This window comes from Leptolyngbya sp. AS-A5 (genome assembly GCF_039962495.1).
Classification (GTDB): domain Bacteria; phylum Cyanobacteriota; class Cyanobacteriia; order Leptolyngbyales; family Leptolyngbyaceae; genus Leptolyngbya.
In genome coordinates, this window is sequence record NZ_JAMPLL010000019.1 from 41816 (window position 1) to 58237 (window position 16422).

Sequence of the window (16422 nt, forward strand, 5' to 3'; positions counted from 1 at the left end):
CTGACCCAATCAATGCAATTAGCAATCTAAAGTGTTTTCCAGTTCCCAAGGCGTGACGCAACTCGTAAATTGATTCCATTCTTGGTGTTTGAGCTTGAGATAAGCAGTGGCGAATGGTTCACCCAGCGATCGAGTAATCATTTCATTCGATGCTAAACACCGCAGAGCGTCGAGTAGATTCTTAGGTAAGGGTGTTGCTTCACCCGCAGGTAGCGGATCAGTATAGCTATTGTTATCGCGTCTAACGCCCGGATCACGTTTTTGAACGATGCCATCTAATCCGGCTGCAATTAATGCGGCCGGTAATAGATAAGGATTCGCTGCACCATCGGCTAAACGGAATTCAAAGCGTCCAGCGTCGGGAATGCGAATCGTATGTGTGCGATTGTTGCCACTGTAGCTCGCTGTGTTCGGAGACCAGGTTGCACCGGAGAGTGTGACAGGTGCATTGATGCGTTTGTAAGAGTTGACGGTTGGATTCGTGATGGCGCAGAGGGCTTCGGCCGAATGCAGTACCCCTGCAATGAATTGATAACCGAGTTGGGACAGTCCTAACTCGCCTTGCGGGTCGTAGAAGAGATTTTCCTGTCCGGCATTGTCCCAGAGTGAAACATGGGTGTGACAGCCGTTTCCGGTAAGATGGGCGAACGGTTTTGGCATAAAGCTGGCTCGGAGTCCATGCTTTTCTGCGATCGATTTGACCATGTATTTGAAGAACGCTTGGCGATCTGCCGTCACTAACGCATCCGCATACATCCAGTTCATCTCGAACTGCCCGTTTCCGTCTTCGTGATCATTCTGATATGCGCCCCATCCGAGTCCTAACATCGCATCGCAGATTTCGCGAATGACATCATATTGACGCATTAAAGACTGTTGATCGTAACAAGGTTTGCTTTGGAGATCGCGCCCATCTGCAATCTGTTCACCGTCTGGACTGAGCAAGAAATACTCGCATTCTACGCCCGTTCGCACTCGGTAGCCGAGGTCTTGTGCCTGTTGTAGAACTCGCTTCAAGACAACACGCGGCGCTTGCTCTAAAGGTTCTCCAGTAATAGTGTGTAAATCCGCGGCTAGCCAAGCCACTTCAGGTTGCCAAGGCAGTTGAATTAAGCTGGATGGATCGGGAATGGCTAAAATATCTGGATCTGCGGGAGTCATGTCTAACCAAGCGGCAAAGCCTGCAAATCCGGCTCCGCTGATTGCCATCTGATCAATGCTTTCAGTCGGAACGAGCTTCGATCGCGCCACCCCAAACAAATCCGTAAACGAAATCAGAAAGTAGCGAATCCCTTGAGATTGAGCGATTTGGGAAAGCGTCGTCATAATGAGTGCTGGAGTAGGGTTTGAATGTGCGATCGGATAAAGGCTGCGTCGTTGGGATTGTCATAGGGATTGCCCGCTCGATGACCCCAGATCGAGTCGATTGCATGATATTTTGCATTCGACAAGAGAGCAGCTTCTGCTGCACAATCTTCCGGTGTAAAGTACAAATCTGTTGTTGCAGGCATTACAAATGTTTTTGCCTGAATCGCACTCATCGCCGCAAGGTAATCTCCCTGGTAGATTGGATTGTCGCTGACATCGCAATGCAGCCAAGTATCAATCATGGCTAAAAGGTTGTGCGGGTTGCGCTTACGGTAGTTCATTTCCCAAAATCGCGTGATGTAGTTCTCCAGCGAACTATATCCAAGCTGATAGTAGCAACCCTCTCGATAGAAAGCCTGGGAAGCCGCCCAACTTGCATAAATGCGGGCAAAGGCTCGAAATCCACGATCAGGCACTGTTTCAAATCGCGTTCCTGTCCAAGCTGGGTCAGCCGTCAGTGCAGTTCGTAAGCTTTGCAGGAAGATGCGATTGTGATCGGTGGTTCGAGCCGTACCGCAGAGGGCAGCAATGCGTAACACACGATCGGGATAAAGCGCTCCCCAGTGATACGCCTGCTGTGCGCCCATTGACCAACCGTAGATCAGGGCAAGTTGTTCAATCTGAAAGACTTCCTGAAGGAGCCGTTGCTGTGCACGAACGTTGTCAAAGTGACTAAACCAAAAGCCTTGTTCTTCTAAACCAACATCACTATTGCTGGGCGAGGTTGATAGACCATTGCCCAGCATATTCGGAATGATAATGAACCATTCGCTTGGATCTAAGATTCCGTCGGGGCGAATTAACCAATCGATATCGGTGTGCTGCGCTCCGTATGAAGTGGGGTAGAGAATGGCATTGGTACGATCGTGGTTCAACGTCCCGTAGGTTTGATAGACAATCTGTGCTTCGGGTAAGGCCGCACCACAGTACAACGAGAAGTTTTTCAGCGTAAAACAACTTGCAGATTGGGTCATACTAGCTCTTTTGCAAAGTTGTAGTTCACTTCAACATAGCCTTGATCTTTGAAGGTGAACTGCTCTCTTAACTGCTGATGGGCTGCGGAAAGTTGATGAAACGGAATTGAGGGATAAAGATGGTGTTCTGCATGAAAGGGCATATTCCACATCAAAAACTGAAGCGGAAATAGGGTTCTGGTCGATCGAGTGTTCGTAAACGGATTGTCATCATGGGTGCATCCGGTATGTTCCGACAACAGAATCATCCGCAGAATCGGCTGTCCAACGGCTAACGGCAGCACCCAATAGACGACAAACCAAGGCTGATGAGCATAGATTGAAACCGCGATCGCAACCGCATACACGGCTAACTGCGATCGGACTGAAAGCATTACACCCGCACGAGCTTCTTCCGAGATGTAGGGATAATCCTCTAACTGTCCCAAAGCAACGCGAAAATGCGTTTTCAGCTTGCCCCACCACCACGTAATACCGCTCATAGTAATGAGATAGTCTACTAAAGTTTGAGGAAGCGGATCGCCAAGTTCTGGGTCTTTGTCGAACAGTTGGGTGTAGCGATGATGCCATTTGTGATAGCGACGGTAGAACGCGCCATTGTAAAAAGATAAGAGACCTGCGAGCCAGCAAACGACATCATTCAATAAATTGTTCTCGAATGCAGTCCGGTGTGAACACTCGTGCATTGGAGCAAACATCGCAGCAAACCCAAACCCGTAAACAATCACGGCGGGAATTGCAATTGCCCAATTGTGTCCTAAATTCGTGCCCCAAAGATAACCGCTAGTGCCTAAGATCGCTAAATGTCCAAAAAGTTGAAGCAGACCCCTGAGGGTCGATCGCGTATTCAACGCTTTCAAAGCTTCGCTACTGAGAGGTGTGTATCGCTTTGACTCGGATTCAATCAAGTTAGACTCAGAAATGGATAAACTCATCGTCTTTTTCCTACCATTAAGCTGAACTTGTTATAACAAGCAAGAATAGCAATATATCACCAAAACTCTGTAATGAATGCTACTAAATCATGGGAACTCCTCTACACACGATAATCTCCAAACACCTACGCGATCGTATGGTTAGCGGTCAGTATAAACCCGGAGATCAACTACCGAGTGAGCATCAATTAATGTCGGAATTTGAAGTCAGCCGGATTACGGCAAGACGAGCGATCGCAAATCTGATGCAGCAGGGTTTAGTCGTCGTGCAGCAAGGGAAGGGGGCGTTCGTCGCCAGTCAGCAGAAAGTCACGCATTCTTTATCGAGCCCATTGTTGCTCGAAGCAGATATGGCGCAGCAAGGCGTAACGATCACAGTTCGGACGTTAGTGTTTGAATTAGTTACCGTTCCGCAGGACGTTCAGGAAATCTTGGCGGCATCGATCGCCTACTTTCAAAAGAAAGTATTGCTATTCAATGGGGTTCCGGGCTGTGTTGATATTACTTACATTGTTCCAGAGCTAGGGGAGATTTATGCGGAAGATCTTAAGCAGCAACTCAGCCTCACCGTGCTTGAGAAGCATGGAATTTTTACAGAGAAGCTTGATGCTGTGATTGAATGTACACAAGCAGATGACGAAACCAGTGAGCAATTAGAAGTGCCCTTGGGACATCCGCTCATCGTTTATCAGCACACTGCTTATATCGAAGGGAATTGTGCGATCGTACACGGTAAATCCATCTCACGCGGCGATCGTCTCTGTTATTCGGTACAAATTAATCGAAACTAAGTTATGTCACTCTAAGTTATGTCACTCTAAGTTATGTCGCTCTAAGTTATGTCACTTTATGCTTTAGCCATTCACACCAGTAGTCCTGATTTGGGATTGATGATTTCAGATTTTGAGGGCAATCAGCGATCGTCCGTTCAAAATTTAGGACGTGAATTATCAAGTTCGCTGCACGTTCACCTCACCGAATTTCTCAAACCTCAATCTTGGCAAGATCTTGCCTTTCTTGCTGTCGCCATCGGCCCAGGTGGATTTACTGGAACTCGTATCGGTGTTGTTGCCGCCCGAACGCTTGCACAACAGCTAGAAATTCCATTATTTGGAGTGTCGAGTTTAGCAGCGATCGCGCTTCAATCGGGGTACCGTGGCACGATCGCCGTGCAAATGCCGGCGCAGCGAGGTGAACTTTATACTGCAATCTATCAGCGCGATGAAACGTTAAAGGTCATGCAGCCTGATGCCGTGATGACCGCCCCAGAATGGGAGCAAATAAAACAATCGATTGATTTCCGAGTTGAAGCGGAGCCGCATCAAGGACGCTATGTTGAGGGGATAAGCGAGATCGCGCTCATCAATTGGAAAAAAGGGGAGCGCCCCCATTGGTCAGAAGCGCTCCCCTACTATGGTCAACATCCTGTTGAAACAAAATTAAATTAGTTCGATCGATTCAGGCTGTCTTGCAGGGCATCACCGCTACGCTCTGCGGTATCCGGGTACATTTGTCCGAAATCTTTCACCGCTTCGCCTGTTTCTTTCCCAATGCGGTTCAGACGTTCGCCCAAGTTGCCGGAAGTTTCACGAGCTTCGCGGTTCCATTCTCCGGTGGTTTTGGGGCGATCGCTGGTGTCACTTTGTAAATCTTGCTTGATCTTACCCATCAAGTTCTGAGTTCCAGGTTGCTCTCCTGCACTCACCACCCGACGACCTTCGTACAGAGTTTTTTCTTTCTTATTCGGGCTATCTGGCGCACCTGGAGAATAAGACGGATCTGCTGCCGCATGAGCGACTTGCATCGGGGCAAGCAACAGAACTGCAAACAGTAGGATTGCTAATACAGCGAGACGAAGTTCTTTTAACACTAGCTTTAATCTATTCATGCGTCATATCCTCAAAATTGAAGTAACTCATGAATCCTAGAAAGAATTTAGAAAACGATCGTCAACCGGAAGAAAGGTTCACGATGAACCACAGGAGAGATTTTCATGCAACCGTCAACAATTCGCTCAATTCAAGCCCAACCCATCACCGCTGAAGCCTTTCGTCCCTTTGGACAACTGATTCAAGCCTCACCCGACGGGAAAGGCTTCGATCGAGATGATGCTCAGCTCTATCTTGAAGATGGCATCCCTCGCTTCTACATTATGCGGCTCCAGCATCGCGGGCGGAAATTTCACAAAATCACGCGTCATCAGCAGTGCACTCAGTGCCTCGGTTCTCTAGAAGGCAAAGAATGGCTGATCGTGGTTGCGCCTCCAGGTGAAAGCGTGAGTCCAGCGCTCTCGGATCTCAAGGCTTTCCGCATTCCAGGAAACTGCTTCATCAAACTAGAGATCGGCACCTGGCACGCTGGCCCCTACTTCGACGATGAGATCGTTGATTTCTACAATCTCGAACTCAGTGATACCAACATTGCGGATCACGATACTTGCAATTTGAAATTAGATTACGGCTTTCAGTTCGAGATCACTTAATCCGAACGCCGTGCGTTTCCACATCGATCGCGCCTTCGATTTCTCGCGCGATCGAAACAAAGTGCTTCAACACTTCCAACGATGCAACGCTCCCCAGGAAAATAACGACTTTTCCTCGCTGCATGACCCTCAATTTCTCAAGATCTCTAGCAGAAAAGCGAACCCTAAGCGCCTGCCACACCCGCTTGGCTAAACCATGATGATCATATTCACCATTTAGACCAATTCTCTCCGGTGGAATTGTAGCGAATAGAGAGCAGAGTCCGCTCTCGGAATCAGAGGCTGCGGCAGTTGCCGTAGTAGAAAATTCCCGTAGTTGCACCGATGTTTTTGTCATGTGGCGATGCCAGACCCTTGTATACAGAGGTTGAATTCTGAGATTATTAAAGGTTTCACAGAGCTTTAGGGCAATCTATCCTGAGATAGAAGTCCGCCTTACCGTATAATCACTGGTTACAAATGAAACTGGATAGTGACCGATCGAAGCCCCTGTTCTTCTTACCAGAACTGAGATAAGACACACGATCTGCCATACCGTCGGATCACGTCAGTAGAAATAGCGACTTAACATTGATTGCCCTATTGCCGCACAACCTGCCGCATATAATCACCCCAAAGTTTCGCCGCAAGTCCACTGTTTCCATCCGTGGGCGCATTATCGTCATTGCCCAACCAAACACCAGTGACGATCGTTTGACTCGGAACATAGCCAATAAACCACAGATCTTTATTGTCGTTGGTCGTTCCCGTTTTCCCGGCTTCACCCAGCCCGATCGCGGCACTGCGTCCGGTTCCCGATCGTACGACTCCTTGCAGTAGCGTTGTCATCGTATTCGCAACTTCCGGCGCAATCACCTTTTGATTATTCTCGCCATCTTGATCGGCCTGATAAATCACACGGCAAGTATTAATGTCTTGGCGATTCTTGCAGTCTCCACTATCCAGAATGCGCTTAATCGTATGAGGACGGTTTCGTACTCCTTGATTTGCCAGCACTCCAAAAGCACTCGTCATTTCTAGTGGAGTGACTTCGCTTTGCCCCAAGACCAGCCCCGGAACCGCTTTGAGAGTGGACTTTACACCCATGCGCTGCGCCATTTGCACCACTTTGTCTAATCCCACATCTTGAGCCACTCTGAGCGCAACGGCGTTTAACGACTGCGCGACTCCAGTGTAAAAATCTGCCGCTCCGCCCCCGCACCCTGCAAATGTCTGTCCGCCCCAGTTCAAGGGCGCACAAGAATAGCTCGTTCCAGGAGAAATGCTCTGCTCGATCGCAGCCGCATAAGCAAAGATTTTAAACGTCGATCCGGGCTGCCGCAGAGCTTGCGTCACTCGGTTAAACTGGCTTTGTTGATAATCAACTCCTCCAGCCATGGCTAGAATTTCGCCTGTTTTCGCGTCGATCGTCACAACCGCACCCTGTGAGTAATTTGCGCTTGCGCCGCTTGTCGCCACACTATTTCTCAAATTAGTTTCAGCTCTCGATTGCATTTGGCGATCGAGTCCTGTTTCGACAATAAAATTCCCTTCACTCGCAAGACTGCCACCGAGTAAAGATTCAAGCTCATCAAAGACTGCACTGTAAAAATAAGGAGCGATCGCGCTTTGCAATTCTTGTCTAGCTCTGGGGCTGATCTCAATTCGCGATCGTCGGGCGCGATCAGCTTCTTCTTGTGCCACCATGCCCTGCTGCGCCATCCGTTCTAGGACACGATCGCGATATTCGATCGCCGCTTTGTAGTTTGTCACCGGATTAAAGCTATTCGGTGCGGGCAGAATTCCCACTAACGTTGCGGCTTCCGAGAGATTGAGATCTTTTGACGATTTTCCAAAGTAAAACTGAGCGGCATCCTCAAAGCCATAGATTCCGCTACCAAGATAGACGCGATTGAGATACGTTCTTAATATGAAATTTTTGCTATAGACCGTTTCGAGCTTGAGGGCTACGATCGCTTCTCGAAGTTTGCGCCCTGCGGAATCTTGTCGCCCGACATAATCCGGCAAAACGCTTCTGGCAAGCTGCTGTGTGAGCGTACTGCCTCCTTCTCGGATCTCACCGCCTCGAACATTGGTAAATAGCGCACGGGCAGTCCCGATCGGGTCAACCCCCAAATGCCAGAAGAACCGCGAGTCTTCAGAAGCCATCACTGCATTAGGGAGATAAGGCGAAAATCCTGAAAGGTTTTCCACTTCAATGTGGCGATCGGTTCTAGGGGTTCGCAACGGCTGTCCATCCCGTGAATTGATCACCACAGGGCCTTGCACCGATTCCGGTAAGGGATAAACCGAAAATCGCTGCCATTCGATCCCAATGACAAATGCAGTTAGGGCGGTCACGCCACTAATCCCGAACAAACCGTAGCGCACCGCTTTGAGATACCACGGCAGCGGGTCTTTATATTGAAGACGGACGGAGGCAGCAAGTTCAGGTGGCCCTAAGCTCACAATATCGCCATTGTAGAGAATCTTTGACTTCAGCTTGCGCTTGCCGCGATACAGTCCATTCGTTGAGCCTTCATCGCGAATCATAAATCTCGATCGCGTCGGCAGTCCCAAGAATTTCCGTTTGCGATCGCGCTTGATTACCGCATGAACCTGGCTGACCACCGGATTGCGAACCACGATATCGCAGGATTTAGAGCTGCGTCCCACCGAATAGCGATCGCCCAGCAGCGGAAAGACCTGCGCTTTCGGCGCATCTGCATCCTGCACCAACAATTCCGGGACACGCGCATTCGGTCTCAACTTCAGCTTAGAGAAATTGATCCGCGTCAACGTTTTCACGGCTTGCGTAAGATTGCCAAGCATGGTTTGCGATCGGCGAGGGGGCAGCGGCGGTTGAGTCATGCAAAAAGAGATCGAGGGACTGCGATTATTCTAGACAAATGTGGGGAGTAGTAATGAGAGTGGGGGATCAAGAAAGATTTCTATGCCCTACTCTCCACTCTCATTACTACTTCTTAAATGGATCATGTTCCGATAAAAGTCGCTCTAATTTTGCCTCATCCACCCGCGACACAATCCATGAAAATAACAGGATTTATTGATTAGTCAGGAGATAAGCGATTCTTAGAACGCTAAGCGATCGCAATAGATACTCCTGAATTTGTCCTGCACCTACCGAAAGCACAAATTAGAGATGAAGAAAGTCGCTCAAATATCAGCAAATTATGACGCTATAGTAAAATCTTCCAAATTCGGTTACAATCTGTCACAAATTTACGATCAGGCTAAGTACACTGAAGTAGAGATCGGGCATTTTTGAACGAGGAGCGAGGAACCGAGATCGATGAGTTGAACGTTATCACCCTATCACTTGGCTTTTCGGACTGCTTTATCCGTTCGAGTGCATTCTTCCTAGCCTTGCCTGCCCACATAAGCATTGTTGACAACCTATGGAACCAGTGACGAACCTGCCCAAGCATCGTGTGGTCATTATCGGAGGTGGATTTGGGGGCTTATATGCTGCTCAAAATCTCAACCGCGCTGATATTGATGTGACCCTGATTGATAAACGTAATTTCCATCTATTCCAGCCGCTCCTCTACCAAGTTGCTACCGGAAGCCTCTCTCCTTCTGACATTTCTGCGCCTCTGCGCTCGATCCTCAGCCGTCAGAAAAACGCCAAAGTGCTCATGGAAGAAGCGATCGACATCGATCCCGAAACTCAGCACGTTAAGACAAATCAGGGATTAATTCCTTACGACTCGCTAATCGTTGCCACTGGAGTCAGCCATCACTACTTCGGCAATGACCAGTGGAAAGATACTGCACCCGGCTTAAAAACCGTGGAAGACGCGATCGAGATGCGCCGCCGGATCTTCATGGCATTTGAGGCAGCAGAAAAAGAAACCGATCCCGAAAAGCGTAGAGCGCTCCTTACCTTTGTCGTGGTCGGCGGCGGCCCAACGGGCGTTGAGTTAGCAGGCGCGATCGCGGAACTGGCAAACAATACGCTCAAGCATGATTTCCGCAGCATTGATACGACCGAAGCCCGGATCCTATTAATCGAAGGGTTAGATCGCGTACTGCCGCCTTACCCGGCTGAGCTGTCTGCAAAAGCAGCAGAATCGCTGACAAAATTGGGTGTTACGGTACTGACTAAAACCAAAGTGACGCAGATCGAGGGCGAAACGCTGAAGATCGAATACAACGACCAATGCGAAACGATTTCGGCAAAAACGATTCTATGGGCAGCAGGGGTGAAAGCATCTGGTGTCGGTCGCGTGATTTCTGAGCGCACAGGCGCATCGCTTGATCGGGTGGGTCGCGTCATGGTCAATTCAGACTTAAGCGTTCCGAACCATCCGAATGTCTTTATCATTGGCGATTTGGCGCACTGTGCCGATCCTGAAGGCAAGCCCTATCCAGGAGTTGCACCTGTGGCCATGCAGGAAGGCAAATACGTTGCCAGACTGATTCAAGCAAGATTACAAGGTCGATCGCTCTCTGCATTTAGCTACAAAGATTTCGGTAGCCTTGCGGTGATCGGGCAGAATGCTGCTGTTGCCAACCTGGGTGGAATTCACTTGTCTGGTTTCATTGCTTGGTTTATTTGGATTGTGGCTCACATCTACTTCCTGATCGAGTTTAATAACAAGCTTGTCGTGATGATTCACTGGACTTGGAGCTACATCACTCGCGGACGAGGAGCGCGGTTGATTACCAATACGACCTCAGCCCCTGTTGAAACGCCGCCTGCGCGATCGCTTCAAGAAGAGCCGCTCAAAGTCTAAAGCAGCTTCATCATCAAGCATTGCGAAAGCAGATGAGAACTGGTTAGGCTCATCTGCTTTTCTTTTGGAGAAGCAGGGGGTTGAGCATTTTTGCTGTCCATACTAAATCGGGCATTGCGTTCTAGTTTGTTATGACCGATCCTGTTGATCCTCAGTCTGAAATTTACCTTCAACAAGCGCAGCAATTTAGCAAAGCGGGAATCTACAACGAGGCGATCGCTGCACTCGATCAGCTTTTGCAGCAGCAGCCGAGTGCGGCAATCGCTTGGTTTGAGCGCGGGAAAGTTTTTTATCAACTACGGCAATACGACAGCGCGATCGCTAGCTTTAAAGAATCAATTTTGCTCAAGCCGGATCACGAACTCGCCTGGAATTTACAAGGCGTGGCGCTCTCTAAGCTTGAGCGTCATGCGGAGGCGATCGCTTGCTACGATCAAGCCCTCAAGCTTTGCGGCACAAATTACAAGGTCTGGTACAACCGTGGTAACGCTTTACTCAAGATCGGATCAATCTACGAAGCTCTTTACAGCTACGAAGAAACCCTAAAACTCAAGCCCAGTTATCCCAAAGCTTGGTACAACCGAGGCATCGTGTTGACGCACCTGAAGCGCTTCGAGGACGCGATCGAGAGCTACAACCGCGCTCTCATCTTGCGCCCTTATTTCTCTGCGGCTCACTACAATCAAGGCAATCTGCTTTACCGTTTAGGACGCTACAAGGAAGCTTTGAAGAGCTATGAGCAGGTGTTGAAGATCCGCCCTGACCTCGATGAAGGTTGGCACAGTCAAGGAAACGCCCTCTATCAATTGGGACTGCTTCAGTGCGCGATCGACAGCTACGATCAAGCCCTGACTCTCAATCCCGAAAGCGACAAAGTTTGGTACAAGCGCGGTATCGCTCTGAGCCGCATTGGACAGCAGCAGCAGGCGATCGCGTCTTTCGATACTGCGCTCAGCTTTAACCCGAACTTTCTAGAAGCGAGAACACAGCGCGATCGTCTCCTCAGCGGTTGAACCGAGCAGATTTGCTCTGATGCTCGGCGTACTGCTTCAGTTCCCATGCCATCCGCTGAATGCCTTGGCGCTCATCCTGCCGAATAAAAGGCATCAAAAATCGAGCAAGCGTACCAGAGAAATTCTGTCGATAGAAAAACCGCGTTTGATTCACGCCCACGTCCTGAAGCTCTAAAACGTGCTCGTTTCGCAAACCTGGAATCGTTGAGAGCCACTTAAGGCAGTAATCAGGCTGAACCAATGTGACGATCGGGCGAAATTGAATTTCTTCTTCTCCCGGTACGCGCAGCAGCGAGAGCGCAACATCGCGCCCCTGAATAAACGGCAGTGAGGGATCACAGTCATATAAAAAGGTATTCCAATATTTCCAGCGCTCTTTGGCAATGAGAATTTGCCACACTTGCGATCGTGCTGCACGAATATCGATTTCGGTGTACAAACTTGGCATGGGTTCTAGTCCTAGTCGTTCGCTTTTTACAATTCCTGACCCTCAAGTGCGGTAAGATTTGCCGAGTCGCAAATCACCCAGATTTTACTCATGTCAGACCTTCTTACTCCCAATTCCAGTTTTAGCTTGACGATTCGGTTTCAGGTTCCCAATCGTCCGGGAATGCTTGCTAGTGTGATTCAAGTGATTTCGGCGCGCGGTGGTAGTTTGGGTCAGATTGATCTGATCGAACAATCGCGGGATATTTCGATGCGCGATATTACAGTCGATGCTGCCAGCACCGAACACGCAGAAACGATCGTGCAGGCGGTCAAACAATTGCCTCATATTAAAGTGCTGGAAGTGTATGATCGCACCTTCACGCTGCACCGGGGCGGCAAAATCAGTGTTGTTAGTAAGATTCCCCTCCGAGGGCAGGCAGATCTCGCGATGGCGTACACTCCCGGTGTGGGGCGGATTTGTACGGCGATCGCGCAAGACCCGAATCGAGTTTACGAACTGACAATCAAGCAAAATATGGTGGCGATCGTCACGGATGGCAGTGCGGTTTTGGGCTTGGGAAATCTGGGGGCGGAAGCATCGATGCCGGTGATGGAAGGCAAGGCGATGTTATTTAAGGAGTTCGGAGAAATTGATGCGTTTCCGATTTGTTTGGCGACTCAAGACACGGATGAAATCGTGGAAACAGTGAAGCGAATTGCTCCGGTGTTTGGGGGTGTGAATCTGGAAGATATTGCGGCTCCTCGCTGTTTTGAAATTGAGGCGCGACTTCAGCAAGAATTAAATATTCCAGTGTTTCACGATGACCAGCATGGAACCGCGATCGTCACCCTTGCTGCTTTGACGAATGCGTTGAAATTAGTCAAAAAACCCATGTCAGAGGTGCAGATTGTGATTAACGGGGCAGGAGCAGCCGGAGTGGCGATCGCCACTCTTCTGAAAAAGAACGGGGCAAACCGGATTGTGATGTGTGACTCAAAAGGGATTCTTTCGCTCGATCGTGCCGACTTAAACGATCAAAAACGCGCCTTTGCGGTCGAACAATCTGGAAAGCTTGCCGACGCGATGAAGGGAGCAGATGTCTTTTTAGGAGTGAGTGCGCCTGGAGTAGTTACGCCTGAAATGGTGCGGGCGATGGCAACTAACCCGATCGTCTTTGCAATGGCGAATCCGATCCCCGAAATTCAGCCCGAACTGGTGAAAGACGATGTAGCCGTGATGGCAACCGGACGCAGCGACTATCCGAATCAAATTAATAATGTGCTGGCGTTTCCGGGTGTGTTCCGGGGTGCGCTGGATTGTCGGGCTTCTGCCTTTACTACAAATATGTATTTACAAGCAGCGCTGGCAATCGCGTCTTTAATTAAGACGGAAGATCTCGATCGTGAACACATCGTTCCTTCGGTGTTTGATCAACGAGTGGCGACCGTGGTTGCAGCAGCGGTTCAACGCGCCGCGAGAGAAGATGGAGTCGCGCAGCGATAAGCCCCATTTGGGGCGCAATCGCCCTAAACGAAGCGGCAATTCTCACGCAAACTCTATCAATCCCGTATCAAACCTGTCCCCTAAACCGCTACATTAAAAACATTGCATCGGAGAGACATTATGTTTAACTTGGGCTGGGTCGAAATCGGAGTCATCTGCGCCGTTGCCCTACTGATTTTTGGCCCAAAGAAAATTCCTGAACTGGGTGGAACGTTTGGTAAAACCCTTCGTAACTTCAAAGAAGGCTTGACTAAACCCGAAGAAACCGACATCTCCGAAGACGATCGCGCCTGAAAGCGAGAAGAGAAATCATCTTTTCTACTCGCCCCTCTCCGTCTCTCGACCTAGTACGGTTGTCTCTGCTTTTTGACGGTTATCCTCCCTCGCTGCGATCGAGATTCCCCCGCTAGAGTGGGTGAAAGAACTACAGGAAAGTTTACAACTAACTTAGTTCGTAGCTCTCTGTTGCTGCACAACCCTTTACAAGGCGACAGCACAGACCTCGCATAGTGGAGAAAGCCCGATGTTTGAATACTTCACCGATCAGGCGATTGAGACCATCATGTTTGCTCAGGAAGAAGCCCGTCGGCTTCGGCAAAACGCCGTGGGAACAGAAGCGATTTTGCTGGGCTTGCTCAGACAAGATGACACGATCGCAGCATTGGTTTTAAATAAGCTGGGAGCCGCACTGGAAGCTGGGCGCTCAGAAGTGGAAAAAATTGTCGGTCGCGGATCTGGCTCGTCGTTTGGAGAACTTCCCTTTACGCCCAAAACGCGCCAAATTCTTGAACGTGCGCTGCAACAAGCCCAGATGATGGGAATGCGCTATGTGCGATCAGAGCATATTCTGTTGTCCTTGATCGACGATAACCAGGGTGTCGCGATTAAGGTACTGAAGCAGTTGAACTTGAATCTAGACGAGATTCGCGCTGAAGTCGATCTCGCTCAAACTGAACTTGTCGGTGCAACGAAGCCCGCCGCTCCCCGCAAAGCGGCATCTTCTAATAAAACGCCTGCGCTGAATGAGTTTGGCACCGATCTGACGCAAAGAGCCGCAGAAGGTAAGCTCGATCCGATGATTGGACGGCAAAAAGAACTCGATCGCGTGATTCAAATCCTGGGTCGCCGCTCGAAGAACAATCCTGTTTTAGTGGGTGAACCTGGAGTCGGTAAGACCGCGATCGCCGAAGGATTAGCTCAACGCATTTATGAGCAAGCGGTTCCCGACTTGCTGCAAGGTAAGCAAGTAGTGCAGCTTGACATGGGTTCATTGTTGGCAGGAACGCGCTTCCGCGGTGAGTTTGAAGAACGAATGAAGCAGATCCTCGATGAAGTGCAGCAGTCCGGCAACATTATTTTGATGATCGATGAAATTCATACGCTAGTGGGCGCAGGCTCGACCGGCGGCGGAATGGATGCGGCAAACTTGATGAAGCCTGCTCTGGCGCGGGGGGCACTGCAATGTATCGGCGCGACGACTCTGGATGAATACCGCCAGCATATTGAGAAAGATGCGGCATTAGAACGGCGATTCCAGCCGGTTATGGTGGGAGAACCGACGGTCGAAGAAACGATCGACATCTTGCGCGGATTGCGCGAGCGTTACGAACAGCACCATCAACTGCAAATCGAAGATGCAGCGGTCGAAGCGGCAGCGAAGCTAGCCGATCGCTATATTACCGATCGATTCATGCCGGATAAAGCGATCGACTTAATCGACGAAGCAGGTTCTTTGGTGCGGTTGCGGAATAATAATCCAGCATTAAAAGCGCTGAAGAAAGAACTGCGGCAGGTTCAGAAAGAAAAGCAAGCGACCGTAGCGGCTCAGGACTTTGATAAAGCGGGTCAATTGCGCGATCGAGAAATTGAACTCGAACGGCAATTAGCGACAGATGTTCCGACCTCTGAGCTTCCAACTGTGACTGAAGAGGATATCGCGCAGGTGATTTCTTCCTGGATGAACATTCCGGTGAGCAAGCTGACTGAATCTGAATCTGCGATGTTGTTGCACTTAGATGAAGTGCTGCATCAGCGGGTGATCGGACAAGATGAAGCCGTGACTGCCGTAGCGAGAGCCGTGAAGCGATCGCGGGTTGGGCTGCAAGATCCGAATCGTCCGATCGCGTCGTTTATCTTCTCAGGTCCCACCGGAGTCGGTAAAACGGAACTGGCGAAAGCTCTAGCAGCAGCGGTATTTGGTTCTGAAGATGCAATGATTCGCCTCGATATGTCTGAGTACATGGAATCGCACACGGTTTCTAAGCTGATCGGTTCGCCTCCTGGATATATCGGGTATGACGAAGGTGGACAACTGACTGAAGCCGTCCGCCGTAATCCGTACACGGTGATTCTGTTCGATGAAGTCGAAAAAGCTCACCCGGATGTGTTCAACATGATGCTGCAACTTTTAGATGATGGGCGGCTCACGGATGCTAAAGGTCGCACTGTCAGCTTCAAGAACACCCTCTTGATTATGACCTCGAACTTAGGCTCGAAAGTGATCGAGAAAGGCGGCAGTGGCTTAGGCTTTGAGTTTAGTGGCGGTTCGGCTGAGTTAGCTCAGTACAATCGCATCCGCACTTTAGTCAACGACGAGTTGAAGCAATATTTCCGACCGGAGTTTCTTAATCGTGTCGATGAGATTATTGTCTTCCGTCAGTTGACTCGCAGCGAAGTGGTTCAGATTGCCGACTTGATGATTCAAGAAGCCGCAGTCCGAATTGCAGAGCAAGGCATTACTCTCGAAGTCAGCGATCGCTTCAAGGAGCGCGTCGTGGTAGATGGTTACAACCCCAGCTATGGCGCGCGTCCGTTGCGTCGTGCAATCTCTAGGTTGCTTGAAGATAGTTTGGCGGAAGCCTTCTTAGCGGGACAAATTCAATCGGGAGATACCGCGATCGCGGATGTCGATGAAGATCAGCAAGTGGTTATTCGTCGTGCAGAAGTACCTGTGACGATCGCCGCGTAGACTGTTCAAT

At 49.7% G+C, this 16422-nt stretch carries 15 protein-coding genes; 8 read left to right on the forward strand and 7 right to left on the reverse strand.

Annotation, left to right across the window (positions count from 1 at the left end; all coding sequences use genetic code 11):
* Positions 1-18: 18 nt before the first annotated feature.
* From glnT to NC980_RS18725, 3 genes are read right to left on the reverse strand one after another with little or no spacing between them, the layout of a single operon-like run.
* Positions 19-1326, reverse strand: a complete 1308-nt coding sequence (glnT, locus tag NC980_RS18715) for a type III glutamate--ammonia ligase (RefSeq protein WP_190375796.1) — start codon at positions 1324-1326, stop codon at positions 19-21.
* Entirely contained in the window at positions 1323-2342 is a 1020-nt protein-coding gene (locus tag NC980_RS18720) for an alpha/beta fold hydrolase (protein ID WP_190375797.1), read from the reverse strand. The genes glnT and NC980_RS18720 overlap by 4 nt, the downstream gene beginning before the upstream one ends.
* Positions 2339-3277: a fatty acid desaturase family protein gene (locus NC980_RS18725; protein WP_190375798.1), complete on the reverse strand. Its 939-nt coding sequence runs from the start codon at positions 3275-3277 to the stop codon at positions 2339-2341. Before NC980_RS18725 ends, NC980_RS18720 begins: the two co-directional genes overlap by 4 nt.
* Before the next feature lie 89 nt (positions 3278-3366).
* Here NC980_RS18725 and NC980_RS18730 point away from each other — a divergent pair, with 89 nt between their 5' ends.
* Together NC980_RS18730 and tsaB are read left to right on the forward strand one after the other, a co-directional pair.
* Entirely contained in the window at positions 3367-4068 is a 702-nt protein-coding gene (locus NC980_RS18730; RefSeq protein ID WP_190375799.1) for a GntR family transcriptional regulator, read from the forward strand.
* Positions 4069-4116: 48 nt separating this feature from the next.
* Positions 4117-4725 (forward strand): tRNA (adenosine(37)-N6)-threonylcarbamoyltransferase complex dimerization subunit type 1 TsaB, encoded by a 609-nt coding sequence (gene tsaB, locus NC980_RS18735; protein ID WP_190375800.1) that lies wholly within the window; start codon positions 4117-4119, stop codon positions 4723-4725.
* Here tsaB and NC980_RS18740 read toward each other — a convergent pair.
* Positions 4722-5165 carry a hypothetical protein gene (locus NC980_RS18740; RefSeq protein WP_190375801.1) on the reverse strand — a complete coding sequence of 148 codons (444 nt, stop codon included), beginning with the start codon at positions 5163-5165 and terminating at the stop codon, positions 4722-4724. The two genes, tsaB and NC980_RS18740, sit on opposite strands and share 4 nt — an antisense overlap.
* Before the next feature lie 105 nt (positions 5166-5270).
* On the opposite strand from NC980_RS18740, the gene NC980_RS18745 reads away from it, so the two are divergent.
* A complete protein-coding gene (locus NC980_RS18745; RefSeq protein WP_190375802.1) occupies positions 5271-5759 on the forward strand; it encodes an ureidoglycolate lyase in 489 nt (162 codons plus the stop codon).
* Here NC980_RS18745 and NC980_RS18750 read toward each other — a convergent pair.
* Both NC980_RS18750 and NC980_RS18755 read right to left on the reverse strand, forming a co-directional pair.
* Positions 5752-6096, reverse strand: a complete 345-nt coding sequence (locus NC980_RS18750) for a hypothetical protein (RefSeq protein ID WP_190375803.1) — start codon at positions 6094-6096, stop codon at positions 5752-5754. The two genes, NC980_RS18745 and NC980_RS18750, sit on opposite strands and share 8 nt — an antisense overlap.
* A 242-nt stretch (positions 6097-6338) precedes the next feature.
* Positions 6339-8609 carry a PBP1A family penicillin-binding protein gene (locus tag NC980_RS18755; protein WP_190375804.1) on the reverse strand — a complete coding sequence of 757 codons (2271 nt, stop codon included), beginning with the start codon at positions 8607-8609 and terminating at the stop codon, positions 6339-6341.
* 548 nt (positions 8610-9157) lie between these two features.
* On the opposite strand from NC980_RS18755, the gene NC980_RS18760 reads away from it, so the two are divergent.
* Positions 9158-10498 (forward strand): NAD(P)/FAD-dependent oxidoreductase, encoded by a 1341-nt coding sequence (locus tag NC980_RS18760; protein ID WP_190375805.1) that lies wholly within the window; start codon positions 9158-9160, stop codon positions 10496-10498.
* Between the two features lie 131 nt (positions 10499-10629).
* Positions 10630-11511 carry a tetratricopeptide repeat protein gene (locus NC980_RS18765; protein WP_190375806.1) on the forward strand — a complete coding sequence of 294 codons (882 nt, stop codon included), beginning with the start codon at positions 10630-10632 and terminating at the stop codon, positions 11509-11511.
* Here NC980_RS18765 and NC980_RS18770 read toward each other — a convergent pair.
* Positions 11501-11959 (reverse strand): SRPBCC domain-containing protein, encoded by a 459-nt coding sequence (locus tag NC980_RS18770; RefSeq protein WP_190375807.1) that lies wholly within the window; start codon positions 11957-11959, stop codon positions 11501-11503. The two genes, NC980_RS18765 and NC980_RS18770, sit on opposite strands and share 11 nt — an antisense overlap.
* Positions 11960-12049: 90 nt before the next feature.
* Between NC980_RS18770 and NC980_RS18775 the strand changes: the two genes are divergently transcribed.
* The 3 genes from NC980_RS18775 to NC980_RS18785 all read left to right on the forward strand — a co-directional run bounded on the left by NC980_RS18775 (position 12050) and on the right by NC980_RS18785 (position 16412).
* Positions 12050-13444 carry a malic enzyme-like NAD(P)-binding protein gene (locus tag NC980_RS18775; protein WP_190375808.1) on the forward strand — a complete coding sequence of 465 codons (1395 nt, stop codon included), beginning with the start codon at positions 12050-12052 and terminating at the stop codon, positions 13442-13444.
* Between the two features lie 120 nt (positions 13445-13564).
* On the forward strand, positions 13565-13738 hold the full coding sequence (tatA, locus tag NC980_RS18780) for a twin-arginine translocase TatA/TatE family subunit (RefSeq protein ID WP_190375809.1): 174 nt from the start codon (positions 13565-13567) through the stop codon (positions 13736-13738).
* Positions 13739-13967: 229 nt separating this feature from the next.
* Positions 13968-16412, forward strand: a complete 2445-nt coding sequence (locus NC980_RS18785) for an ATP-dependent Clp protease ATP-binding subunit (protein WP_190375810.1) — start codon at positions 13968-13970, stop codon at positions 16410-16412.
* The last annotated feature ends 10 nt before the right edge of the window (positions 16413-16422 follow it).